This window comes from Pleurocapsa sp. PCC 7319, assembly GCF_000332195.1.
Taxonomy (GTDB): domain Bacteria; phylum Cyanobacteriota; class Cyanobacteriia; order Cyanobacteriales; family Xenococcaceae; genus Waterburya.
This window is the reverse complement of record NZ_KB235922.1, coordinates 4,762,970-4,786,476: the sequence shown is the minus strand read 5'-3', so window position 1 is coordinate 4,786,476 and position 23,507 is coordinate 4,762,970. Positions and strand designations below refer to the sequence as shown.

Annotated in this window: 20 protein-coding genes; 13 read left to right on the top strand and 7 right to left on the bottom strand. The window is 38.6% G+C overall.

Going from position 1 to position 23,507, the window contains the following annotated elements; genetic code table 11:
• The first annotated feature begins 104 nt into the window (after nt 1-104).
• The 3 genes from ribBA (at nt 105) to aroA (ending at nt 3,822) form a co-directional block, all read left to right on the top strand.
• Nucleotides 105-1,796, top strand: coding sequence for a bifunctional 3,4-dihydroxy-2-butanone-4-phosphate synthase/GTP cyclohydrolase II (gene ribBA, locus PLEUR7319_RS0125830; RefSeq protein WP_019508128.1), 1,692 nt, complete (start codon nt 105-107; stop codon nt 1,794-1,796).
• Nucleotides 1,797-1,861: 65 nt separating this feature from the next.
• Nucleotides 1,862-2,413: a Crp/Fnr family transcriptional regulator gene (locus tag PLEUR7319_RS0125825; protein ID WP_019508127.1), complete on the top strand. Its 552-nt coding sequence runs from the start codon at nt 1,862-1,864 to the stop codon at nt 2,411-2,413.
• A gap of 59 nt (nt 2,414-2,472) precedes the next feature.
• Nucleotides 2,473-3,822, top strand: coding sequence for a 3-phosphoshikimate 1-carboxyvinyltransferase (aroA, locus tag PLEUR7319_RS0125820; RefSeq protein ID WP_019508126.1), 1,350 nt, complete (start codon nt 2,473-2,475; stop codon nt 3,820-3,822).
• A gap of 60 nt (nt 3,823-3,882) precedes the next feature.
• Here the strand turns inward: aroA and PLEUR7319_RS36725 are convergent, their stop codons facing one another.
• The gene (locus tag PLEUR7319_RS36725; RefSeq protein WP_019508125.1) at nt 3,883-5,091 is read right to left on the bottom strand and encodes an ATP-binding protein; all 1,209 of its coding nucleotides are present in this window, start codon (nt 5,089-5,091) and stop codon (nt 3,883-3,885) included.
• 71 nt (nt 5,092-5,162) lie between these two features.
• Between PLEUR7319_RS36725 and PLEUR7319_RS41470 the strand changes: the two genes are divergently transcribed.
• Both PLEUR7319_RS41470 and PLEUR7319_RS0125810 read left to right on the top strand, forming a co-directional pair.
• Nucleotides 5,163-5,300, top strand: a complete 138-nt coding sequence (locus tag PLEUR7319_RS41470; RefSeq protein WP_158441878.1) for a hypothetical protein — start codon at nt 5,163-5,165, stop codon at nt 5,298-5,300.
• A gap of 299 nt (nt 5,301-5,599) precedes the next feature.
• Nucleotides 5,600-6,136 carry a tetratricopeptide repeat protein gene (locus PLEUR7319_RS0125810; protein ID WP_019508124.1) on the top strand — a complete coding sequence of 179 codons (537 nt, stop codon included), beginning with the start codon at nt 5,600-5,602 and terminating at the stop codon, nt 6,134-6,136.
• Nucleotides 6,137-6,203: 67 nt separating this feature from the next.
• Here PLEUR7319_RS0125810 and PLEUR7319_RS0125805 read toward each other — a convergent pair whose 3' ends face one another.
• Nucleotides 6,204-7,073, bottom strand: coding sequence for a Tab2/Atab2 family RNA-binding protein (locus PLEUR7319_RS0125805; RefSeq protein ID WP_019508123.1), 870 nt, complete (start codon nt 7,071-7,073; stop codon nt 6,204-6,206).
• Nucleotides 7,074-7,205: 132 nt separating this feature from the next.
• Here PLEUR7319_RS0125805 and PLEUR7319_RS0125800 point away from each other — a divergent pair, with 132 nt between their 5' ends.
• The 4 genes from PLEUR7319_RS0125800 to PLEUR7319_RS43680 all read left to right on the top strand — a co-directional run bounded on the left by PLEUR7319_RS0125800 (nt 7,206) and on the right by PLEUR7319_RS43680 (nt 11,176).
• Entirely contained in the window at nt 7,206-7,811 is a 606-nt protein-coding gene (locus tag PLEUR7319_RS0125800; protein WP_026102780.1) for a glutathione S-transferase N-terminal domain-containing protein, read from the top strand.
• A gap of 94 nt (nt 7,812-7,905) precedes the next feature.
• Nucleotides 7,906-8,472, top strand: coding sequence for a hypothetical protein (locus PLEUR7319_RS38550; RefSeq protein ID WP_019508121.1), 567 nt, complete (start codon nt 7,906-7,908; stop codon nt 8,470-8,472).
• A gap of 360 nt (nt 8,473-8,832) precedes the next feature.
• Nucleotides 8,833-10,407 carry a hydantoinase B/oxoprolinase family protein gene (locus PLEUR7319_RS0125790; protein ID WP_019508120.1) on the top strand — a complete coding sequence of 525 codons (1,575 nt, stop codon included), beginning with the start codon at nt 8,833-8,835 and terminating at the stop codon, nt 10,405-10,407.
• 97 nt (nt 10,408-10,504) lie between these two features.
• A complete protein-coding gene (locus tag PLEUR7319_RS43680; RefSeq protein ID WP_019508119.1) occupies nt 10,505-11,176 on the top strand; it encodes a YHS domain-containing (seleno)protein in 672 nt (223 codons plus the stop codon).
• Between the two features lie 143 nt (nt 11,177-11,319).
• Here PLEUR7319_RS43680 and PLEUR7319_RS0125780 read toward each other — a convergent pair whose 3' ends face one another.
• Entirely contained in the window at nt 11,320-11,589 is a 270-nt protein-coding gene (locus PLEUR7319_RS0125780; protein WP_019508118.1) for a DUF1830 domain-containing protein, read from the bottom strand.
• 614 nt (nt 11,590-12,203) lie between these two features.
• The gene (locus tag PLEUR7319_RS0125775; protein ID WP_019508117.1) at nt 12,204-12,998 is read right to left on the bottom strand and encodes a YdcF family protein; all 795 of its coding nucleotides are present in this window, start codon (nt 12,996-12,998) and stop codon (nt 12,204-12,206) included.
• A 329-nt stretch (nt 12,999-13,327) separates the two neighbouring features.
• On the opposite strand from PLEUR7319_RS0125775, the gene rpsB reads away from it, so the two are divergent.
• The 3 genes from rpsB to PLEUR7319_RS0125760 all read left to right on the top strand — a co-directional run bounded on the left by rpsB (nt 13,328) and on the right by PLEUR7319_RS0125760 (nt 16,362).
• Nucleotides 13,328-14,179 (top strand): 30S ribosomal protein S2, encoded by an 852-nt coding sequence (gene rpsB, locus PLEUR7319_RS0125770; RefSeq protein ID WP_019508116.1) that lies wholly within the window; start codon nt 13,328-13,330, stop codon nt 14,177-14,179.
• 117 nt (nt 14,180-14,296) lie between these two features.
• The gene (gene tsf / locus PLEUR7319_RS0125765) at nt 14,297-14,956 is read left to right on the top strand and encodes a translation elongation factor Ts (RefSeq protein WP_019508115.1); all 660 of its coding nucleotides are present in this window, start codon (nt 14,297-14,299) and stop codon (nt 14,954-14,956) included.
• 356 nt (nt 14,957-15,312) lie between these two features.
• Entirely contained in the window at nt 15,313-16,362 is a 1,050-nt protein-coding gene (locus tag PLEUR7319_RS0125760) for a hypothetical protein (protein ID WP_019508114.1), read from the top strand.
• Between the two features lie 310 nt (nt 16,363-16,672).
• On the opposite strand, the gene PLEUR7319_RS36715 is transcribed toward PLEUR7319_RS0125760, so the two are convergent.
• A complete protein-coding gene (locus PLEUR7319_RS36715; RefSeq protein WP_019508113.1) occupies nt 16,673-19,462 on the bottom strand; it encodes a hybrid sensor histidine kinase/response regulator in 2,790 nt (929 codons plus the stop codon).
• Between the two features lie 181 nt (nt 19,463-19,643).
• On the opposite strand from PLEUR7319_RS36715, the gene PLEUR7319_RS0125750 reads away from it, so the two are divergent.
• Nucleotides 19,644-20,819, top strand: a complete 1,176-nt coding sequence (locus PLEUR7319_RS0125750; RefSeq protein WP_019508112.1) for an RNA-guided endonuclease TnpB family protein — start codon at nt 19,644-19,646, stop codon at nt 20,817-20,819.
• Between the two features lie 119 nt (nt 20,820-20,938).
• Here the strand turns inward: PLEUR7319_RS0125750 and PLEUR7319_RS0125745 are convergent, their stop codons facing one another.
• Entirely contained in the window at nt 20,939-22,078 is a 1,140-nt protein-coding gene (locus PLEUR7319_RS0125745) for a mechanosensitive ion channel family protein (protein ID WP_019508111.1), read from the bottom strand.
• 137 nt (nt 22,079-22,215) lie between these two features.
• Entirely contained in the window at nt 22,216-23,346 is a 1,131-nt protein-coding gene (locus tag PLEUR7319_RS0125740; RefSeq protein WP_019508110.1) for a mechanosensitive ion channel family protein, read from the bottom strand.
• Between the last annotated feature and the right edge of the window lie 161 nt (nt 23,347-23,507).

Sequence of the window (23,507 nt, the reverse complement as noted above, 5' to 3'; positions counted from 1 at the left end):
GAGGACGAAAAACGTTACAATTATCGAGGTACTTAAAGTTATTTTACAGTTATTAGGTGTCTCAAGTCACCTTCAAGTACTTTACTCTAATTTAGATTTTTGTAGTGGAAACGCCTCAAAGTAATTCTATTATTTTTGACTCGATAGATTCAGCTTTAGCAGATATAAAAGCTGGTCGTTCTGTAGTTGTAGTAGATGATGAAAACCGAGAAAACGAAGGGGATTTGATCTGTGCGGCTCAGTTTGCTACCCCCAGTATGATTAACTTTATGGCGGTAGAGGCGAGGGGTTTGATCTGTTTAGCCATGACAGGCGAGCGCCTGGACGCTCTAGATTTGCCTCTAATGGTCAGCAAAAATACTGACAGCAACCAAACTGCCTTTACGGTTAGCATTGATGCTTCTCTTAAATTGGGTGTAAGTACAGGAATTTCCGCCGAAGATCGTGCACGCACAATTCAGGTAGCAATTAATCCGGCTACAATCCCTGAGGATTTGCTTCGCCCAGGGCATATTTTTCCTTTAAGAGCCAGAGTTGGTGGTGTTTTAAAAAGAGCCGGGCACACTGAAGCCGCAGTAGATTTAGCCAGATTGGCTGGGCTTTATCCTGCCGGAGTAATTTGTGAAATTCAGAATCTTGATGGCTCAATGGCACGTCTGCCTCAGCTAATTAAATACGCCCAAGAACATAATCTCAAGCTAATTAGTATTGCTGACTTAATCAGCTATCGCCTTCAACACGATCGCTTTGTCTATCGAGAAACAGTTTGTCAATTTCCTAGTCAATTCGGCGATTTCCAAATTTACGCTTATCGCAACACTTTAGACAATACAGAACACCTAGCAATTGTTAAAGGTGGTTTAGCCGAACTTGCTGCTCAACCAGCTATGGTGAGAATGCACTCAGAATGTCTAACTGGAGATGCCCTGGGATCAATGCGCTGTGACTGCCGGATGCAACTCCAAGCTGCTCTGAAAATGATTGAGGCTCATGAATTAGGGGTTGTGGTTTATTTACGCCAAGAAGGTAGAGGTATTGGCTTAGTCAATAAACTCAAGGCTTACACGCTACAGGATATGGGTTTAGACACTGTAGAAGCGAATGAAAGACTAGGATTCCCCGCAGATCTGCGAGATTATGGCATGGGGGCGCAAATTCTTAATGATTTAGGCATTAAACAAATTCGTCTGATTACTAATAATCCGCGAAAAATAGCCGGTTTAAAAGGTTATGGTTTAGAAATTGTGGATCGTTTACCTCTATTAATTGAAGCGACGGACTATAACTCAGCATATTTAGCCACCAAGGCGCAAAAACTTGGTCATTTACTTTTGCAGACTTATTTAATTACAGTGGCAGTTGCTTGGGAACAAGGAACTATGTCTCTTGCAGCTCAATACGAAAAACTCGATAAAATTCGTCATATTGCCCAAGGATATAACTTTCTGTTACAAGAAGAAGCTCGACCAATCGCCATTGCTCTGTTTAGTAATTCATCTCTAATTTTTCATCTTGGTTTCGATCAGCCAAAGCTAGCTAGTCCCGATTGGTTTAAAAACTGCAATCATCCCAATTTAGCAGGAGTAGTCAAAATTTTAGATACTTTAGCTGGCTGGCAAGATCTTAATCGCTTAGAATTTTTGATTGCTTCTGGAGACGATCCGATGACTGGTCTCCAAATCAAATTAGATCGTCAAAATCATGATCTTAATGAAATTCACAATATACTATGTAATACTTTGGAAAGTCAAACAATTTATAGCTTCTTGAGAACAGAAACAAAATCAAATAAATAATTGATTTTACGCTTAATTTAGTTTACTATTTGGAAACGTAATCAGGAAGACAATCTGATACTCTGATGGAACAAAGTTCACCAGAAATTATTGAACATAAAATTTTTGCTCCTAGTGAATTAATTCCTTTGGATGCTGATTTTTATTGGTTATTACAACAGGGTGTTGTTAAAACTTGTACTTGGACACAAGAAGGAAACCCGATTTCTTTAGGTTATTGGGGTGCTGGTGATTTGGTAGGTCAGCCACTATCATTAGTGTATCCCTATCAAATAAGGTGTGTAACCAAGGTCAAAGCGCTACGAATTCATGTCAGTCAATCTCATAACTTAACAGATTCTATTCATCATCATATTCAACAAACTGAAGAATTACTCTTTATTGTACGTTCTGAAAAAATGTATCAACGTTTGCGCCAAACATTGATTTGGCTAGCTAATAAATTTGGCACCAAAATGGAGATTGGTCAGTTGATTGATTTGCGTATTACTCATCAAGATTTAGCAGAAATCATCGGCTCAACCAGAGTTACTGTCACTAAATTAATTAATCAATTAGAACAAGAAGGTTTTCTAAGCCGTCCTGAACGTAACGCCATTGTTTTGTGCTTGCCCTGAGATTACAAGTGGTAAACTCTGGTAAGATTGGCTACGAAAATTATTGCTGCTACACTTTTATGTCTTCCTCGATTGTAAGCACTCAAGACACCGAACATTCTCAAAAATTACTAATTAATCCCACTGCTTCAGGGATCACAGTTAAGGGAAGTATTACTATCCCAGGAGATAAATCGATTTCCCATCGTGCTTTGATGCTGGGAGCGATCGCAACAGGAGAAACGGTAATTGAAGGCTTATTGTTAGGAGAAGATCCCCGAAGTACAGCAGCCTGTTTTCGGTCAATGGGAGCTGAAATATCTGAATTAAATTCCCAACAGGTGGTAGTTCAAGGAGTCGGCTTAGGAAATTTGCAAGAGCCTCAGGATATCTTGGATGCTGGAAATTCAGGTACAACTATACGCTTAATGCTAGGCTTACTGGCATCTCATCCTGATCGTCTGTTTATGGTAACAGGGGATCATTCCTTGCGATCGCGCCCTATGTCGCGGGTAGTAAAACCCTTAGAACAAATGGGAGCGACCATTTGGGGTCGCCAAGATAATTCTCTTGCTCCTCTGGCAGTAAAGGGGCAACAATTACAACCCACTCACTATCATTCCCCGATCGCTTCGGCTCAAGTTAAATCTTGTGTCTTATTAGCTGGATTAATGGTAGATGGCAAAACTACTGTTACGGAACCTGCTTTATCTCGAGATCACAGTGAAAGAATGCTTCAGGCTTTTGGGGCAACTTTAGAAATTGACTCTGATAGTAACAGCGTGACTTTAATTGGCAAACCAAGACTACAGGGACAAAAAGTAATTGTGCCTGGGGATATTAGCTCCGCAGCATTCTGGTTGGTAGCTGGCGCGATCTTACCAGGATCAAATCTACTAATTAATAATGTGGGAGTTAATCCTACCCGTACTGGAGTTTTAGAAGCGTTGGAGATGATGGAAGCTGATATCTCCAGAGAAAATGAGCGAATGGTAGCAGGAGAACCTGTAGCCGACTTACGTGTTAAATCTAGTCAACTCCAAGGCTGTGAAATTGCCGGAGATTTGATTCCTCGTCTAATTGATGAAATTCCCATTCTAGCTGTGGCAGCAGCTTTTGCTAAAGGTACAACAGTGATTAAAGACGCGGCAGAATTAAGAGTTAAAGAGAGCGATCGCTTGGCAGTAATGGCGACGGAATTGGGCAAAATGGGAGCCAATATTAAGGAATTACCAGATGGGTTGGAAATTACTGGTGGTAACGACCTTAAGGGAGCAGAAGTCGATAGTTTTACCGATCATCGCATTGCCATGAGTTTGGCGATCGCTGCCTTGAATGCTCAGGGGAAAACCACAATTCACCGTGCGGAAGCTGCTTCAATTTCTTATCCTAATTTTGTCAGCACTCTTACAGAAGTACTAACGTCATAATTACTTACTATAAAACTTTTTTATAGCTTTCAGCTCTAAGCTCTAAGCTTTCAGCTTTTGTTAAAGAGAAAAATAAATTGTGGCACCGCGATCGCATTCGCCTTCTGCCCACACTTTACCACCATGACGATAGATAATACGCTGAACTGTTGCTAACCCGATTCCAGTACCGGGAAAATCTTGTTGACTGTGGAGTCTTTTAAAAGCAGTAAAAAGTTTGCCAGCATATTCAAGATCGAATCCGGCTCCATTGTCCCTGACATAGTAAGTAGATTGAGATTTATCGTCAGATAAAACATTAAATTCAATTTTTGCTTGCGATCGCTTAGAAGTATATTTCCAGGCATTATCAAGCAAATTACTTAACACAATCCTTAATAATTGCGGATCTCCTTGGGCGATCAAGTTGGAGGCAATTTCAAACTTCACCTGACGCTCAGGAGCGGCTCCCTTTAGTTCTTCAATAATATCCTGGGCAATCTCGCTTAAATTAACGCTAATAGATTGCATTTGGCTTCGAGTAACCCGAGAAAGCTGCAATAGGGCATCAATTAAATTGCTCATCCTTTGACTGTTAGCCTGAATTCTTTGGAGATAGTGTCTACCTCGGTCATCTAAACTAAACTGATAATTATCCCAAAGTACTTGACTAAAACCATTAATAACTCTCAAAGGAGCTTGTAAATCATGAGAAACCGAATAAGAAAAAGATTCTAGCTCTCTATTTGCAGCTTCTAATTGAAGAGTACGTTGGGACAGAGCTTCTTGAGTAGCGGCTAAATTAGGAATCTCATTAGAGGTATGTAAGATGGCGTACATCTCACCATTATCATTGTGTAAAGGAGTAATAACGGTATCAAAATAATGAATGCCATCAGGTAGGGTTACTTCTTCCTGAAGATGTAGCACCTGTTGATCAGCCAAAACTTGCTGGTGAAGTCTCAGAATCTGGCGGGCATAATCTGGTGCAAAACATTCGGTAATCATTTTACCTTTACTTGCTTCGGGGTTAGTTAAACCCAGACTTTTAGCTAGTCCCAAATTCATAATCATGATCGATTTAGTCTGAATATCCACCACGAAAAGATAATAAGGAATGAGATTCAGTAAAGTTTCTAGCTTTTTAAGAGATTGCACTACGTTTGATGGTTGAGCGCGATTAATATTTGGCAGTTCTGTTGAATTTTGTTTTTCTTGAGTAATGTCTGTCACTAATCCCGTCAGCTGAATTCCTTGCCCATAGCTATCGTCAAATAATTTTCCTGACACTCTAATCCAGCAAATTTGGTTGTTAGGTTTCAGGAGCCGATATTCTAAATTTAGCTCTTTTTGAGTTGTAATTGACTTTATTGCGGCTAAATTTACAAATTCTTTTTGTCAAAATAATTCATCAACGGTCACAGATTAACCCAATGCCCCTAACTAGCAGAGAAATTACGGCGATCGCTGCTAAAAATAAAGAAACGGCTACGCCGTAGCATTAGCTATTAGCTATTAGCTATTAGCTTCAATCAAATAGAGTCTTAAACTCTACCTGATTGTCGACGACCTAAGAGGTTGGAGTCTTAAACTCAATTACGCTTTTAGCAGTCAAACCAAGGCTAAAAGCTAAAGGCTAAAGGCTTTAAGCTTTAAGATAAATGCAGCACTAATTAAAATATTACCTATGCTTCAACATTTTGTTAACAGTCAGAATTTTAAATAATTAGATATGGGACAATCATCAGAGACTATAAAATTAAGTTAATCATCATAAGTTAAACTGCTGCGATCGCATATGACTGAGAATCTACCTGTTGTATATATTTCCGCTTTACTAGCAATATTAGTCTTTGCCGCCATTTATATTTTGCGAGAAGTAATCAAAACGCGAAAGCAAGAAAGTACTTTCTCCCGTCTGCAAAAAAAACTTAAACAAGAAAAAGGTACTGCTGAAGAATATTATGAATTAGGTAGTCTCTATCTAGAGAAAAAGCTTTTTGTGCAATCGATAACCCTCTTAAATAAGGCTTTAAAAGTAGATAAAGAATTAGAAGCAGAAAATCAAGCTCTAATTCATAATGCTATGGGCTACGCTTATTTTGCTCAAGAACAATATGATATTGCGATTCGCCAATATAAGGATGCTCTGAAACTATATCCTGAATATGTGATTGCCCTCAATAATTTGGGAAATGTTTATGAGAAAAAGCAGATGATCATTAAAGCTGTGGAAACCTATAAAGAAGTCCTCAAAATCGATCCTGAAAATAAGATTGCCCAGCGTCGTATCAACTCACTTGAGAAGCGATTAGTCTCCTCTAAATCTGAATAAAGCTATTAAGCTAATGGTTGATAACTAAACTTGGTATCAACCAAATCAATCTATATTAGTCGTCAAATCACTCTTTCAACAGCCAAAATCCAGCAAAAGACTCTGACTCTGGAGACGATTGTACTGCCAAAAAGTGTGCTCCGTTTGCTGTTTGTTTAGCTATTTCAAAATCTTGTGCCTGTTTGACAGTTTCTTTACTAGTTAAATTGACGAGTGTCCAACTATCACTCAAACTTGTTTCCAAACGTAATTGAGGGCGCAATTCTGCATCAAATCTTAAAAAACCCATTTCTAATCCAGACATCCATGCCGCAAGAGGATTAGCACGGGGAGAGTAAATGATTAAACCAGGAATGATGGTATTGGGGGCAATATCTAAAAGCGAAAGAGCAAAGGATTCTTCAAAAGCAATATCCCATTCTTTCATTTCCTCAAAATCAGATGCAGGCAAACTAACAAAAAGCCATTTGTCCCCTTGATCTCCTCGGACTGCATCAGGTAAGGGAATCGGGTTTAGGGCTGGATATTGTACTGAAGTCGTATTAGCAGTTTTGAGGTCAAATCCCTCTTCCTGCGGATAGACATCTTGCATTCTTTTTTCTATCCATTGATTGAGAGCATAAGTACGACGACTAGGTACTGGGGTAATTCCCACATCCTCACAAGCTTTAACGATCATATTATTCATCTGACGACGGAAGAAACGAATTTTTTTAGGTGATGATTCCGCTTCAGCGATCGCTTTTTCGATGGCTTCCCTTAACCATAGAGAATTAACTGTTTTACTGGAGCAATATTGAGCATACCTAAATAAACTATCAGGTGATCTCGCCATATCATTGGGACTCTCACAAATCAGAACTTCCCAAAGTTTTTTGCCATCTTCGTCTAAAACTGGACGTGAATAAAAATCTAATTCCCAAACTGTATTGCTCATTTCAACCAATAAACTATTAATTATTCTAAGATCACATCATTAAACTTAGTTAATAGTTTACAGAGATAAGGGAAGTATTTGAGCCTCCCTTGTTTGACAAATTTATTCTTGATGGCAATTAGCGAGCAAAAAATGATTGATCTTTATACTTTTAGTACTCCCAACGGTCGCAAAGCCTCGATCATGTTGGAAGAACTAGGGTTAGACTACACAGTTCATAAAATAGATATTACTAAAGGCGAACAGTTTACCCCTGATTTTGTGGCAATCAATCCTAACAGCAAAATTCCCGCTATTGTAGATCGTGATGCAGATATTACCGTATTTGAATCAGGAGCAATTTTGATTTATCTAGCGGAAAAAACTGGAAAGCTGCTCTCAACCGAACCCAAGCAGCGTTTTCAAACGATTGAATGGTTAATGTTCCAGATGGGTAGCGTCGGTCCCATGTTTGGACAATATAATCATTTCTATAAATATGCCCCAGAAAAAATCCCCTACGCGATTGAGCGCTATCAAAAAGAAACTCTAAGACTTTATGATGTCTTGAATACTCAATTAGCCAAAACTGAGTATGTTAGCGGTGATTATTCTATTGCTGATATTGCTATATATCCCTGGATAGCTGCATATAAATTTATGGAATTGACTTTAGATCAACATACAGAGCTTAAACGCTGGTATGAAACCTTGCAGCAACGTCCAGCAGTAGCACAAGGTATGAAAGTACCTGCCTAAAGTCAAAATAGAGTAACTTTGTAAAAGTTTTATCGATATACCTGTGCCAAGATAAAGTTGAACTTTTTTCTGATCTTAAAACTACTACATCATCATGACTCAGCCTTTTCAATTTGCTAATGGTCAATTAGCCTATAGTGCAGAAGATTTACTAAAACTATGTCAACAATTTCCTGCAGATGGTACCAATTATCTGGTTAGAGAAGACATAGAAAAATGGCTTTCTTATATAGGTAAGAATGACATCGCTGAATTTGCTGCTAGTGCCCGTCAAGCTGCTTTGGATGATCGTCAAAAACTAGAGGAATTCCTCAATAAGTGTCATGCGTTATCATCGCCTCCAACTGAATCTGCGGTCACAGAAACCTCAAATCCTGTGATGGAGACCACAACAGAGCAGACTTCCCCAGCAATAGAAAGTCCGGTAGTGGGAACTCCAGAAGAGCAAACCCCAATCGCAGTGGAACCTCCCCCAGCACCAAGAGTTAGTGAGCCATCCCCAGTAGTAACCAAATCTGCTGACACATCAACTCCTCCGACTAACAAAACATCAGAATCTGCAGTATCTTCTACTCCCACCGAAGAAAAACCCAGTTTCTTCAAAGCGATCGCTACTATATTTTTAAATATTTCGAATATTTTTAATCGTGGCAAAGATTAGATTGCGATAGTCATTCTATTTACAGTCGTTTTCAATTGAATAGACTACGTTATTGATTAGCTAGTTCGTAGCTCTTAGCTCTCAGCTCTCAGCTTCTTTAAATTCAATCGATGTGATCACTCATTTGGAAAGCGCAGTAAGTTTCGTAGGGGCGAATTGCCCGTGAAACACTGGTCGTGGAACATGCTCGGGGAACCCGAGCGTTTCCGCCCACTAAAGATCAATTATGGTTTGAGTCAGCTCTATGAGCGATTGGCTTTGCCACCGCGCTTCGTGCGATCGCCAAATAAAATTTTTTGATCATGATTAATTTTGATCATTATAAATAGAGTGATCGCTATAAGATCATCCTAAAAAAAGATGAATGCTAAAAATCAGCAATCTAATTCTCAATCCAATCGACCCGATCCTGTTCGGTTAGAAATTTTTAATAACCTTTATCAATTTATTGCCGAACAGATGGGGATTGTACTGCAAAATACCGCAGCTTCGGTAAATATCAAGGAGCGATTAGACTTTTCATGCGCTATTTTTGATGCTCACGGTTCATTGGTAGCTAATGCTCCCCATATCCCAGTGCATTTAGGTTCTATGGATGCGAGTGTTAGTAGTTTAATTAATGATCTAGGAGATAAAATCAAACCAGGTGATGTTTATTTGTCTAATAATCCCTACAATGGCGGAACTCATCTCCCTGACGTAACAGCAATTACTCCTGTTTTTTCTGAGCAAGATCAGACAATACCGATCTTCTATGTTGCCTCCCGAGGACATCAAGCAGATCTCGGTGGTATTACTCCTGGATCAATGCCTCCCTTCAGTAGCAATATTCAGGAAGAGGGAATTTTACTCGATAACTTTCTGTTAGTTGAGCGAGGGAATTTTCGAGAAGCTGCGATCCGAGAAATACTGGCTGACCATATCTATCCTGCCCGGAATCCCGAGCAAAATATTGCCGATTTTCAAGCCCAAATTGCTGCTAATAACCGCGGTGTTATGGAACTACTCAAAATGGTTGAGCAGTATGGATTAGAAACTGTACAAGCGTATATGCAATTCGTTCAAGATAACGCTGAAGCCGCAGTTAAGAAGGCGATCGCCACACTTCAAGACGGTGAATTTAGCTGTGAAATGGACAACGGAGCAAAAATTCAGGTAAAAGTAACTATTAATCATGAACAACTGCGAGCAATCATAGATTTTACAGGTACTTCTAGCCAACAAGACAACAACTTTAATGCTCCTGCTGCTGTATGTAAGGCTGCTATTCTATATGTCTTCCGCACCCTAGTTCAAGATAATATTCCTCTCAATGCAGGCTGTCTCAAACCCCTAGAAATTATCATCCCTAAAGGATGTATGCTCAACCCCCAATGTCCCGCCGCGGTGGTAGCTGGCAATGTAGAGACTTCGCAAAACATTACTGATTGTCTGTATGCTGCGTTAGGAGTTATGGCAGCATCTCAGGGAACAATGAATAATTTCACTTTTGGTAACGATCAATATCAATATTACGAAACTATATGTGGCGGTTCTGGTGCCGGGCAAAACTTTAACGGTACAGATGCAATCCAAACTCAAATGACCAACTCTCGACTTACCGACCCTGAAATATTAGAATTGCGTTTTCCCGTACTGTTAGAAGAGTTTAGTATTCGTAATGCAAGTGGGGGAAATGGTTGTAACTGTGGTGGTAATGGTGTGGTTAGAAAGATACGCTTTTTAGAAAAAATGACTGCAGGAATTTTATCAAATCGTCGCCAAGTCAAACCTTTTGGTTTAAATGTGGGAACATCAGGCAAAACTGGCAGAAATTATCTCAAAAAACAGGATCAAAGCATAAAGGAATTAGGCAGTATAGCAACTGTAGAAATGGAACCAGGAGATATATTCATTATTGAAACTCCTGGCGGAGGTGGATACGGTAAGAATTAAGCTGTTTCTAAGTAAGATTTAAGTTTCTTTTTTTAAACTTTGTGGGTAGATGGAAAAAAATGAACAATTATCAATAATCTTTCTCTCAATAAAGCTTATGAAGTTTAAATATCTTGCGACTGTTGCTGCTGCTTCAATCATTTCTTTAGGATTAACAGGCATTTCCAGCAACCTTAATATTGTTAATGCTTATCCTTGTGCGGGAGCTAATCCCTGTGCCAGCGAAAATCCCTGTGCCAGCGAAAATCCTTGTGCAGGAGCCAATCCTTGCGCCAGCGAAAATCCTTGTGCAGGAGCCAATCCTTGCGCCAGCGAAAATCCTTGTGCGGGATCTGACGAAGCCGACGAATCTACCGAATCTGCTGAATCTGCTCCTATGATTTATACAGAATCTTCTAGTGGCTACGCTATCCGAGGAACTGATCCTGTGGCGTACTTTACTAAAGGAGAAGTTGTAGAAGGAAAAAGCGAATTCGAAAGCGAATGGCAGGGAGCTACTTGGAGATTTTCCAGTGCAGCAAATCTAGCACTATTTGTGGAAGATCCTGAAGCCTACGCTCCTCAATACGGTGGTTACTGTGCTAAAGCTTTAAGTGAGGGTAATGTTGTCTCAACTGACCCTGAAGCTTGGAAAATAGTTGATGGAAAACTCTATCTCAACTATAGTCCTGAAGTACAAAAACAATGGTTACAAGACATAGAAGGAAATATTGAAAAAGCTGATAGTAATTGGCCAGATGTATTGGTTGGAGCAACTGTATTTGAATAATCTACACTACAATTAGTAACTAGTTTTAATTAAATAAGAAAAAGAGATCGCCATAATCCAGTACAAGGCGATCTCTTTGTGCAAAGTAAACTTAAATTTTTGTTTTTATCCAATTTTCAGAATGTTTCAAATAGCTTGGCTAGCTACGCTGAGTGAGCAGGAAAAGATGTAGTTAACTGTAACTCACGACAATCAATAATTTCTGACAGAATCGAGCAGATAACTGTACCTGTATGAATTTCTAATTTTGCTGTTACTGGAGCCTCAAAAATTAGACGTTGTCCAGGAAAAACAACTCGCTCAAAGTACCAATTGGGAATATTGGTAATGCGAGTAACTTCAATATGAGCAGTAGCATTCACATAGCTGCACAAGACTAGTTTAGGAGTAGTTTGTGAAAGAGGAGATAACATGATTTTAATTTCTCAATCTATCTAATATGTAACTCTCTAAGCGGATAATATTCAAATTTCTTATAATCTTGTAATTCTTACATCTACCTATAGTCTGAACTAAGAAATAGTCGAGCAATAACCGCTTTAGATATTCATTTTGCCTATACATTACATGAGGTAAATCCTTGATCCCTCATGTATACTAATCTATTTTTCTTGAAAAGTAGTTGAATTTTTGATTTCTTAATAATTTAACCGTTTAACTGTATGCTCAATCTAAAAATCGAGCTTGAGCTTAATGTATTATTCGACTATTTAACAAGGTAGATTAGCTAAAACCTTAATTATGTAATTCAACTAAATGTCTAGCATCAGAAAAAATACTGAATTCTTATTTAATGCTTGCACAATTTAAGTAAAAATACAGATATAGTCTTGAGTGAAATACAAGTACTTTTGGTAAGGATTTAATAGATAATAGACTTAAAATATTTGAGATTTTGGACAATTACAGTTAGTTGAAAAAAATTTATATCTTTTACATTCTGGTTATATGATTAATACAAACGGCGTAGATATAGCTTTTAAATTAATGAAATACTAAGCTAATCTTTGGATTAACGGATTTTTCCCTACAGCCAACCTCTTAAACGGTAAATTGAAGTGCCAATATATTCTTTTAAAGCTTGAGTAGTATGATCTAAACTTCCAGCACGAGGGAGAAAACTCAAAATTCTTGATTCTGTGCTGAATTGACTTTCGATTAAATTGCGTTCACTAATCATGAAATCTGCTGGTGCTGGGATAGCATTAATTCCCTGCTTTTTAAAAATTGCTAGCGATCGCGGCATATGTGCAGCGGAAGTAACAAGTAAGATTTGTTTAATGTTCCTTTTTTCTAAAATCTCTTTGGTGAACAAAGCATTTTCATATGTATTAAGAGATCTCGATTCCAAAACCATGACATCGCGAGGAACGCCCATCAACTCCATAACTGTAGCCATACTTTGGGCTTCAGAAGATTCTCCACCGTACCATTGAATACGCCCCCCTGTGAGAATAATTAGCGGTGCCACACCATCCTTATATAATTTGGTGGCATAAAGCAGGCGATCGCCGCGATCGCTCATGTCAGGTATAACTCTCGGTGGTTCATTGTTTCTCGTTGCTCCTCCCAAAACTACAATTGCTTCGGCTTGAGGCATATTCTCACTAGGTAAATATTGCCATTCCAAAGACTTAATTAGGTTGTTGCTAAATCCTGTATTGCCAGCAGTTACCAAAATTAAGAACGCTACTAAAATAGGTGCAAAAGTCCAGCGGGAACGTTGCCAACAAAGCCACAAAGCGACTAAAAGCAAAAGACATGACAATCCCAAAGGGTAGATAAATAAAGGTAGTAACTTGGATAAAAATAAGAAGCTCATAACTAAACTAAATAACTAGAAAATTGGTTGGTATCTACATAGCTAAGTAATCCAACTATTTTGCGCCATCCCCGAAGGTAAAGCTAAAGGCTAACGGCTAATAGCTAATAGCTAATAGCTAGAATCACCGATCATTCACAGCTGTAAGCAGTCAATTGATTACTCTATTCAAACTGCAAAATTAAAAACTTGATACTCGGAAAACCTGACGACTAATAATGTTAAACTAGAACGGCTTTTAAAAATTCACACATTCAGGATTTCGGGTGTTTTCGCATCAAGAAAATGTCCCTGGATGGAGGATTAACCCGAAAAAGGAGTAAAAAAATATGCCAGTAGTTTCTCTCGCAGAACTTTTAGAATCTGGGGTTCACTTTGGGCACCAAACTCGTCGTTGGAATCCCAGAATGTCCCAATACATTTACACTGCACGTAACGGTGTTCATATTATTGACTTGGTGCAAACAGCACAGTTAATGGAAGAAGCATATGGGTATATGCGCTCTTCTTCTGAACGAGGAAAAAGAGTCTTATTTGTCGGCACAAAACGTCAAGCAGCAGGTATTATTGCCCAAGAGGCATCTCGTTGCGGAGCTTTCTACGTTAACCAAAGATGGTTGGGTGGAATGTTGACTAACTGGGAAACAATCAAGACCAGAGTAGAAAGACTCAAAGAGTTAGAACATCTTGAAGAAAGTGGTGCTTTAGATAAAAGACCCAAAAAAGAAGCTTCTGTTCTACGTCGTGAAATGAGCAAATTGCAAAAGTATCTAGGTGGCATTAAGTCAATGCGCAAAGTACCAGATATTGTCGTCATTGTTGACCAAAAGCGTGAACACAATGCTATTTCTGAATGTCAGAAGCTAGGAATTCCCGTAGTTTCTATTTTAGATACTAATTGTGACCCCTTAATTGTCGATGTACCAATTCCCGCTAACGATGATGCTATTCGTTCAATTAAGCTAATCGTGGGTAAGTTAGCTGATGCTATCTATGAAGGTCGTCATGGTCAACTAGATAATCAGGATGATTACGAGGAATTTGATGAAGCGATCGGTGCAGAGGAAGACTATCCCACAGCCGAAGAAGAACCTGAAGTCCCAGTCTCAGTTTCTGAAGAAGAGGTAGAAGCAGAAATTTCTACTCCTGAATCTGAGTCGGGAGCTGATAGCGAAGAATAAAATATTGCTTCTCTGAATAGATAAGTCATAAGACAGGGGCAAAGTTTCAAGCCCCTGCAAACATAATTTAAAATTATTTTGTCATCACTAATTAAATCAAATTAAAACAGAAAGAATATGGCAAGCATATCGGCAAAAGTAGTTAAAGAACTCCGCGAAAAAACTGGTGCGGGGATGATGGATTGTAAAAAAGCACTTACAGAAAATGATGGCGACATGACCAAAGCCATAGAGTGGTTACGCCAGAAAGGAACTATTTCTGCTGATAAGAAACAGGGTCGGGTAGCTGCCGAGGGATTAGTCGAAAGCTATATCCATACTGGTGGTAGAATCGGAGTTTTGGTTGAGGTTAACTGTGAAACCGACTTCGTTGCTCGTCGCGAAGAGTTTCAGGAGCTGGTTAAAAATATTGCTATGCAGATTGCAGCTTGCCCTAACGTAGAATTCGTTAAGGTTGAAGATATTCCTAAAGAAACCGTCGCTAAAGAAAAAGAAATTGAAATGGGTCGAGACGACCTTGAAGGTAAGCCAGATAATATTAAAGAAAAAATTGTCTCTGGTAGAATTGACAAGCGTTTGAACGAAATTTCTTTACTTCCTCAACCTTACATCCGCGATCAAAGTATAACTGTTGAAGAGTTAGTTAAACAAAGTATTGCTTTACTAGGAGAAAATATTCAAATTCGTCGCTTTGTTCGCTTTGTTTTAGGTGAAGGCATCGAAAAAGAAGAGTCAAACTTGGCTGATGATATCGATGATATAACAGGAAACAAGTAAATTACAGAAGAGCAATAATTAGTCGTAAGTTATCTTAATTCGGTAGATTTCATCCAGTCTCAACCAAATTAAGGTACTTACGACTTTTTCTTGGTTGTTAAGTAGCTTCACTTAAAAAAACGTCTAATAGAACATTGAAGAAATTAAAGATGATTCTCCCTAATCCCTAACCCCTAACACCTACCCCCGATCCTAACCATTCCATATTTAATAAAGTGGATCTACTTATATACTTTGGACTTCTGTATTTGCTTTTTTAGCAGTATAGAATAAATAAACTAAAATTAATTAGCTCCTTACCACGAGGTCTTTCTCAAAGTCCTCAACAAATGTCCCTACGGATCACTGAATATAGGATGACAAAATCGATTCAGCAAATTAGACAAGACTTAGATTATTTAGAATCAGCCGTAGCCAGTACATCGGTTGAACTTCGAGATTTATACCGTAAATATTTAGAATTATTAAGTCAGTCAGTAAAACAGCAGCTTATTTTAGCTAGCTATCAACTTTGTACTCAATTTTATCCCCAATCTTTTCTTAATTTATCTTTGAAAAATAAACAAAAACTACAGCAAGAATTAAGGAAAATTGGGTCGAAACTTCAACCTGTTTTACTTGATATTTTGGAACAGAAAAAACTTGAGCCAGAAAAGATTGAACTGAATCTAATGGCAGAATTGATTAAAAATTTACCTAAACTTCAAAGAACAAAAGAGAGTCAAGAACCACAAGAAAGTCAAGAAATACAAGAGATAAGAGAGTCACGAGAAGTAAATGAATTAAACACAGGAATTGATTTGAGAGCAGTTGCAGCCGAACTAGAAAATGTTGAATTTATTGAAATAGATACAACATCAGAAAATGATTCTGAAGAAAGTAACTTAGATGAAAATTTGCCGTCATCAGAACAACCAAAACCTTTAAAAGAAATCGATTTTAATAACTCTGAACATTTAATTTTATGGCAAAAACAAATTGAACGAACGATTAAAAAAACCTTAGACTATACTTCTAAAAAAACTAATAAATATCTACAAGAAGCAGGGATTATTCCGAATCGCATACCTAGCAAAATAATCGATGTAGCGATGCATACTGATCCTAGTGGAAGTAGCAGTAATAATCGCAGTCAACAAAATGTTGCCAATATTCTTAATTTAGTGCTGAAAACTGACCAGGAACAAAAGACTGACTCTATTAAAAACACAACTCAAATTAGTTTATTGCGTCTACGTTTAGCTGAGCTTGAATTTTCCGATCCCATGTTAAATGCTCAACGAAGTCAAATTCGGAACTTAATGGGTAAAATAAGGCAACTCAACAGTAAATATAAAGCAACTCAACAAGAAGCTGCCATAGCAGAGGCACAGGCTGCTTGGCGATCAAGTTGGTATGAGGAGTGACATCCTCCTACGCTGACTGCTTCGTAGTACAGACGTAGGCTTCCAACTCTCGCAAGTTGAGCGTGGGGGACGCTGCTTCGCAAGCAGTTTGTCCAAACACACTGTTGGCATTTCTGGATCGGCACTTATCTTATACCAAATTGAATAGCTTTGACTACACATTGATCGTAAGGGCGCATGGCCATGCGCCCCTACACAAACGATCTGTTGTCTTTTAAATTTAGAACGGTATTACTAACAGTCCACCAGATAATTGAACCGAAAATCAATATCTCGAAAATAATTCCTGATATTTCTATTGACTCTAATCTCACAATAATTCTGAAATAGCTTTAATCAACTGAGGAATATTGATCGGTTTAGCCAGATGCTTTTGAAATCCTGCATCAAGACTTTGCTGAATATCAATTTCTCCCGCATAAGCCGTCAGAGCGATCGCTGGGATGTTTAGTCCTTGAGGTAATTTACGAACCTCTTTCATCAGGGTGTAGCCGTCGGTATTAGGCATACCAATATCGCTAACTATTAGATCGGGAGTTATCTGGCTGAATACTGACAAAGCTGCTGGGGCTGATGCTACCGATATGACTTCTGCACCTTCTTCCTCCAAAACGAAGGTTAATATATCTAATGAATCTGCTTCATCATCCACTACTAACATCGTTAAACCCTTGAAACGGCTTGGCTGTGCTGATAGGTCGAGAGGGTTGATATTGATTGACTCTGATATAGATGTATTTATAAGTGGTAACTTGACGCTAAATTTTGCTCCTCTATTTAAACCTGGACTTGATACCGCTACTGTTCCCCCATGTAGTTCAGTTAAATGCTTAACGATCGCCAATCCCAAACCTAATCCGCCAAATTCTCTAGTATTAGCACTATTTTCTTGGCGAAAACGATCAAATACATAGGGGATAAATTCTGGCTCAATTCCTTTGCCTGTATCTCTAATTTCAATTACTGCCTGTGTACCAGCTTTTTTTAATTTAACGAATACTCTTCCATTTGCGGGGGTGAATTTTACCGCATTGACAACCAAATTCCACACAATTTGCTGTAAACGACCTGCATCTCCTGACACTTGCCCGATATTGGATTCAAATATAGTCTCGATCTGGATTGATTTAGCCTCAGCTGCTAACTGTACCGTTGTTAGTGCCGCTCTGATAACCAACTCCAGATTTAGAGGAGTTACTTTTAGTTCTAGTTTGCCCCTGAGAATGCGAGAAACATCAAGAAGATCGTCAATTAATTGCGCTTGTAACTTGGCATTACGTTCAATTATGCCTATCCCTTGGGCTATTTTATCAGCGTCAAGTTTCCCACCAGAAAGCAGTTGTGACCAGCCTAATATTGGATTGAGGGGAGTGCGCAGTTCGTGAGAGACAATTGCTAAAAAATCATCTTTTAGTTGGTTGGCTTGAATCAAATCTTTGGTTTGTTGCCGTAGCTTTTCTTCTAATTCTTTGATTCGGTTAATGTTGGTATTAGTACCGTACCACTTGATAATTTCTCCTTGTTCGTTCCGCAAAGGTCTGGCTTTAGAAAGAAACCAGCGATAAGTTCCGTCTACATTACGCAAGCGAGCCTCTACATCAAAGTTTTCTCCCGTTTGGATCGATTGAATCCAACTGTCTCTAATAATGGGGAGATCTTCAAAATGAACAATAGTAGCCCAACCCAGCCTCCGCATTTGTGCCAAATTTAGTCCCGTATAATTTTGCCAACGTTGATTAATATAGTCTATTTGACCATCTTTCCCTGCCGTCCAGATCTGTTGGGGAATTACCTCGGTAATTAGTTCAAGCTCGTATTCTCGCTGTTCTAAAGCTTGCTTACTACGTAGGAAAGCTGCTTCGGTTTCTTTGAGGCTGGTAATATCTAGATTAAGTCCACTGAGGCGAATTGGTTCGCCCTTTTGGTTGCAGGTGACATCACCAATACCCCATATCCAGCGAATTCCCTTTTGAGGATGAATAATGCGAAATTCTACTCCAAACTCTTTTGATTCTCCAGATAAGACTTTTTGTATTTCCTGATTGCTAGCATCTAAATCGTCAGGATGGAGTGTATGCTCCCAGTCTCGATAATGGAGGGGCTTTATCTTGGAATCTATGCCGTATAGTTCGTAATTCTCTGGCGACCAAGTAACTTCTTGACTCACCAGATCCCAATCCCACAGTCCTGCCTTGGCATTTTTTAATGCTAACCGCAACAACTGTTCGTTCTCTTCTAGCTTTTGTTCGGTTTCTTTGCGATCGCTAATATCCTGTACGATACCGATCATGCTGACAGGTTCACCGTTTTCGTTATAAATGCCTCTACCTTTGGCTGCTATCCAATGAACGCTACCGTCTAACCGGACAATACGATATTCAATACTATATTGTGTTTGATTAGCTAAAGCTTTGTTTAATCTTACTTGAACTAGATTTCGATCTTCAAGATGAATCATCTTAAAGCACTTCTCGAAGTTTGGTTCTTCATCAAGAGGTAATCCAAAGATAGCTTTACCTAATTCTGTCCACTCCACTACGTCCTCTACCAAGTCCCAAAACCACATGCCAATGCCAGCAGCATCTGTAGCTAGTTTTAACCTCTGTTCGCTTTCAGTAATGGTTATTTTCTTTTGTTTTCCATGAGTGATATTGCTAGAACTATTAGATATTTGTTTTGAATAGCTTGGGTTTTGTATGGTTTTAGGCGTAATTCTAACTTTAGTATCTTGAGTAAGATTGATAAAACTTACTTCTACTCCATAAAGCTCATTACTATTGGCTTTACATAAAGGAAGAGTATTAATTGATAGCCTGATTAAGTCTCCACTAGACCTGTAAAAGCCCATCAATAGGTTATTAAAAGGTTGAACCGTTTTAATCGAAGCGATCGCCGGATGAGTTTCTAAGAAAAATATAGAATCGTTTTCCTGAATTGTTTGCCAAGGTAATTCAAACGAGGAACTTCCTACCAATTCCTCAAAACTATAGCCTAAAATTTTACAGGCATTAGCATTGCAACTTTGAATAGTTCCGTCGGCAAGGTGAAATATTCTTCCCACTGCTGCGCTATGGTTTAAAGTGCGATCAATATCTCTCACCTTTTGATTCTTAGCAAGTTAATTAATTAGTTATAGATATGACTACAAGTAATATAGCAATTTACTTAACCGTGTGAGCGGAAAATCTCCATCCTCAACGAAGTAGGTTGGAGATGAGAGCGAACTATACAACGTAGAGGGTTGTCTGTTACAATCTTATCAGATTCGTTTTCTTCTGATAATGCTTCAAGCAGTAAAAGTAAGACTATATCCCAATAGCGAACAGCGACGGCACTTAGCGCAAAGCTTTGGCTGCGCTAGATGGTATTGGAACTATTCTCTTGCACTTACTCAAAAAAACTATCAGGAGACAGCAAAAGGATTGAGTCGAGGTGCAATCCAAGGTTTGTTACCTCAACTAAAGAAAGAGTATGAATGGCTAACTGAACCTTATTCTCAATGTCTTCAGGTAGTGGCACTCAATCTGTCTAATGCATTTATCAATTTCTTTGAGGGGAGAGGAAAATTTCCTCGGTTCAAAGCTAAAGGAAATAAGCAGTCTATCAGCTATCCTCAAAATGTAAAAGTGCTGGATGGGTATATCAAGTTTCCCAAGCTGAAATTAGTTGAAGCTAAAATATCCAAACCGATTGAGGGAACAGTCAAAACTGTAACCATCTCTCAAGTGCCATCAGGTAAATACTATGCATCAATACTGGTTGACGATGGAGTCGATACTCCAGAAGCTAGCAGTGAAGGCAAGTGCATCGGTTTGGATGTTGGAATCTCTGAGATCTGTGTTACTAGTGAGGGTTCTAAATATAACAATCCTCGGTGGTTCAAGAAACACCAGAAGAATCTCAAGCGCAAGCAACAAAAGTTAGCTCGTAAACAACTCGGTTCTAAAAATAGATACAAAGCAAGGAAACTAGCAGCTAAAGTATATGAGAAAGTAAGTAATTGTCGGTTAGATTTTCTCCACAAATTATCACGTAGGATAGTTGACGAGAACCAAGTCATAGCGGTGGAAAATCTCAACGTCAAAGGCATGGTCAAAAACCCCAAACTAGCATTAGCTATAAGCAACGTGGGCTGGGGAATGTTGAACACCATGCTTAAGTACAAGGCTGAATGGTCAGGGAAGGTCTATATGCAAATAGACCGGTTTTTCCCTAGCAGCAAACTACATAATAAATGTCTATACCAGATAGATAAACTTCCTCTCGATGTTAGATTCTGGGACTGTCCTAAATGCGGCGAAAAGCACATAGACAGGGACATCAACACAGCCAAAAACATTAGAGATGAAGCACTACGTTTATTAGCCTTGGGGCGCAAGGCTACTGCTCATGGAGGAACTGTCAGACTAAGGAGTGGACGTGAAAAATCCACGACTGAGCAAGTTCTAAGGAAGTGAGAATCCACCTGTTCTGGCGACCGATAGGGAGCTAACTGGTGGAGTCGTCAATTTTTTATACTTGACAGTAAGGACTTCATGTTAACCATAGTGAAGTTTGGTCGAGGGGAAAGTATGATCTAAATTGTCATTGGTGAATCGATATATACTATTGGTTCTGGCATCGAGAACTCGATCTGATAAATAAGGAGTTTATTGGCGATCGCCTGATTAGCTAAATCAACTAGTCGTTTGCGTAAAGCTAGAGAGTCTTCTCCCGAACTGGTCAGAAAAAAGTTGATTCTAGCGCGAGTTCCTAATTTTCCCTCTAGTTGAGAAAAACGAATCCTCGTGTTGCCTTTATCTATGCCCCAAAATGTTTCTGTACTCTCAATAATAGTCCTTCTAACTAGTGCTTGTTCACTTTCTTCTAGATGTCGAAAAAAATCTAAGTTGAGCATCGCCACCACTTTCTTACCCCTACTAATATTTTCAATATTCTTACCTGCCATAATTGAGTTGGGAACAACAATAATTGTGTTTCTCCCCGCTGTGCGGATTTTGGTGGAACGCAAGCCAATTGATTCAACACGACCATATACGTCCTCGCCATACGGATTAAAATTTACCTGAATGTATTCCCCCGGCTGGTAAGGACGATCTAAAAACAGTTCAATAGTTCCAATTATTCTCTCTAGAGCGTGTCTTGCAGCAAAAGCAACCACAACCCCACCAACACCTATACTGGCAGAAATAGCAACTAAGTTAAGTCGCAGACCTCGAGCAAAGAGCAAAGCAGCGAACAAAATAATAATCACATTGGTTAAAGTTTCAAAGACCAAAGCGGTTTCATTGACTTCCCCACCTAACCTCTGAACTAGCTTAATGGCATAGATCCTAATTAGTCGTTGAGCTATCCGCGAAGCAAACCAAGCAATGCTAATTGCTAAAGCTAAATAGATAAAAAAGCCCAAAAATTGATAAATTCTCAGATATTGCTCTAACAAATTCAAACATAGAGTGATAAAGACTAATGCTCCTACCGTAACGAGGGAGTTTTTAGTTGGTTTAATCAATTGATCGTAAATAACCTTAGTATTGAAGGAAACAAATCGCTGAATTAACTTAAGTATCCACCAACAGAAAAAAGGCAAAATTCGCCCAAATAAGGGGGCAATTATAGTACCAAAAATGAAAAGACTCGATCTACCGATTAATTCAACTAGAAATCTTTGATTTTCCTCACTGAATTGTAGCGATTCTGGAATAAACTCTAGCATTGTTACTGTAGCTATCTAAATATTTAACTCAGTGGATATAAAAAGAACCAACAACATGAAGTCTCTTTCCTTTTTTCCTTTCAAAGGTGTGTTTGTAACTATTTCAAATTATTCCAAATTCAACTATTCTTGCCCATTTAAATATTCATTGGTTGAGAAACATCAAGAGTATTTTCTTCGAAACTGAAGTTTATTCCATAATTTTGCAATCGCTCGATAATATTTTCCCTGGCAATTTCTAACAAATTGCTCCGTAGCTCCATTGAACTTTCGGCAGCCCCCAAAATATAAAAGATTACTTGAGTTTGTACATAATCTTGTCCTGCGGCATCGGTATGATTTTCAAAAGCAATTTGTGTCAAACGATGATCGATGCCCAAAATCTCTCTAGTACTGTCTATAATCAGTTGATGAATCAATGCTTTTTCTTCTTCAGACATACCCCTAAAAAAAGTTAATTCCGCGATCGAAATTACCCTTCTGGCTCTAGTCATATTTTCAATGCGACTCTGAGCAAGTTGACTATTGGGGATAATCACTAGGGTGTTTTTTCCTGAAAGCCGAATTTTAGTTGAACGCCAACCGATTGATTCAACTCTGCCCAGAGTCTTATCGGGCAAATGAATATAGTCATCAACAGTGAAAGGGCGGTCAATATACAGAACGATACTCCACAATATCTGTTCTAAAATTTTCTGGGAAGCAAAGGCAATTGCCACCCCCCCAATACCAAGACTAGCAATTAAGCCAAATATATTGATTTTGTGTGTTTGAGCAAAAACAGAAACAACGATCAAGAGGATTAATGAGTTACAAATAAACTTGGCAATTACAAGTAACTCACTATTAATTTTACGTTTATTGTCTAGAGCAATTCCCAACAAGTAATTGTCGAACAATTCCTTGAGTAAACTAAATCCCAGAAAGCTTATATTTACAGCTAAAAGTAAACTGAGAGGAAATTCAAATAACCCTAACCAATTAGGAGTTGGAGCAGTGAGAGTAATTATATCGACAACACTAACAATCACTATCCAATTTAACCAGCCCTGATAGGGTTCAACCACTTTTTGATAAATCTCTTGATTTTCAGTCGACGAGAAACGGTCAAATAGTGAATGGGCAACTTTGGGAAGTTGCATATAAGATAGACCAGCTACCAGAAGTAAACTGAAGAAAGTAATTGTACCCAATAATAAAGCTGTAGTGACCTGAAGAGTCTCTGGTATATTTGTATTAGCTCCGATGACCTTCAAGCAATAATTCATAGCTAGCCCAATATGAAATGGGATTTAGATAAAATTTTCTTAAAATCTTATAGTTTAAGAGCAACTGTTTGCCCAACCTCGATAACGCGACTTGAAAAGTTTCTCTAAAGTCTTCGTTGTACAAAGATTTTCCAGGACGAACTAAATCTTATTTTAACGGA

Excerpts from the sequence above, each read along its gene's own strand:
- PLEUR7319_RS0125825 (WP_019508127.1), top strand. The coding sequence starts at position 1,862 with ATGGAACAAAGTTCACCAGAAATTATTGAACATAAAATTTTTGCTCCT.
- aroA (WP_019508126.1), top strand. The coding sequence starts at position 2,473 with ATGTCTTCCTCGATTGTAAGCACTCAAGACACCGAACATTCTCAAAAA.
- PLEUR7319_RS0125810 (WP_019508124.1), top strand. The coding sequence starts at position 5,600 with ATGACTGAGAATCTACCTGTTGTATATATTTCCGCTTTACTAGCAATA.
- PLEUR7319_RS0125805 (WP_019508123.1), bottom strand. The coding sequence starts at position 7,073 with ATGAGCAATACAGTTTGGGAATTAGATTTTTATTCACGTCCAGTTTTA.
- PLEUR7319_RS0125800 (WP_026102780.1), top strand. The coding sequence starts at position 7,206 with ATGATTGATCTTTATACTTTTAGTACTCCCAACGGTCGCAAAGCCTCG.
- PLEUR7319_RS38550 (WP_019508121.1), top strand. The coding sequence starts at position 7,906 with ATGACTCAGCCTTTTCAATTTGCTAATGGTCAATTAGCCTATAGTGCA.
- PLEUR7319_RS0125790 (WP_019508120.1), top strand. The coding sequence starts at position 8,833 with ATGAATGCTAAAAATCAGCAATCTAATTCTCAATCCAATCGACCCGAT.
- PLEUR7319_RS43680 (WP_019508119.1), top strand. The coding sequence starts at position 10,505 with ATGAAGTTTAAATATCTTGCGACTGTTGCTGCTGCTTCAATCATTTCT.
- PLEUR7319_RS0125780 (WP_019508118.1), bottom strand. The coding sequence starts at position 11,589 with ATGTTATCTCCTCTTTCACAAACTACTCCTAAACTAGTCTTGTGCAGC.
- PLEUR7319_RS0125775 (WP_019508117.1), bottom strand. The coding sequence starts at position 12,998 with ATGAGCTTCTTATTTTTATCCAAGTTACTACCTTTATTTATCTACCCT.
- rpsB (WP_019508116.1), top strand. The coding sequence starts at position 13,328 with ATGCCAGTAGTTTCTCTCGCAGAACTTTTAGAATCTGGGGTTCACTTT.
- tsf (WP_019508115.1), top strand. The coding sequence starts at position 14,297 with ATGGCAAGCATATCGGCAAAAGTAGTTAAAGAACTCCGCGAAAAAACT.
- PLEUR7319_RS0125760 (WP_019508114.1), top strand. The coding sequence starts at position 15,313 with ATGACAAAATCGATTCAGCAAATTAGACAAGACTTAGATTATTTAGAA.
- PLEUR7319_RS0125750 (WP_019508112.1), top strand. The coding sequence starts at position 19,644 with ATGCTTCAAGCAGTAAAAGTAAGACTATATCCCAATAGCGAACAGCGA.
- PLEUR7319_RS0125745 (WP_019508111.1), bottom strand. The coding sequence starts at position 22,078 with ATGCTAGAGTTTATTCCAGAATCGCTACAATTCAGTGAGGAAAATCAA.
- PLEUR7319_RS0125740 (WP_019508110.1), bottom strand. The coding sequence starts at position 23,346 with ATGAATTATTGCTTGAAGGTCATCGGAGCTAATACAAATATACCAGAG.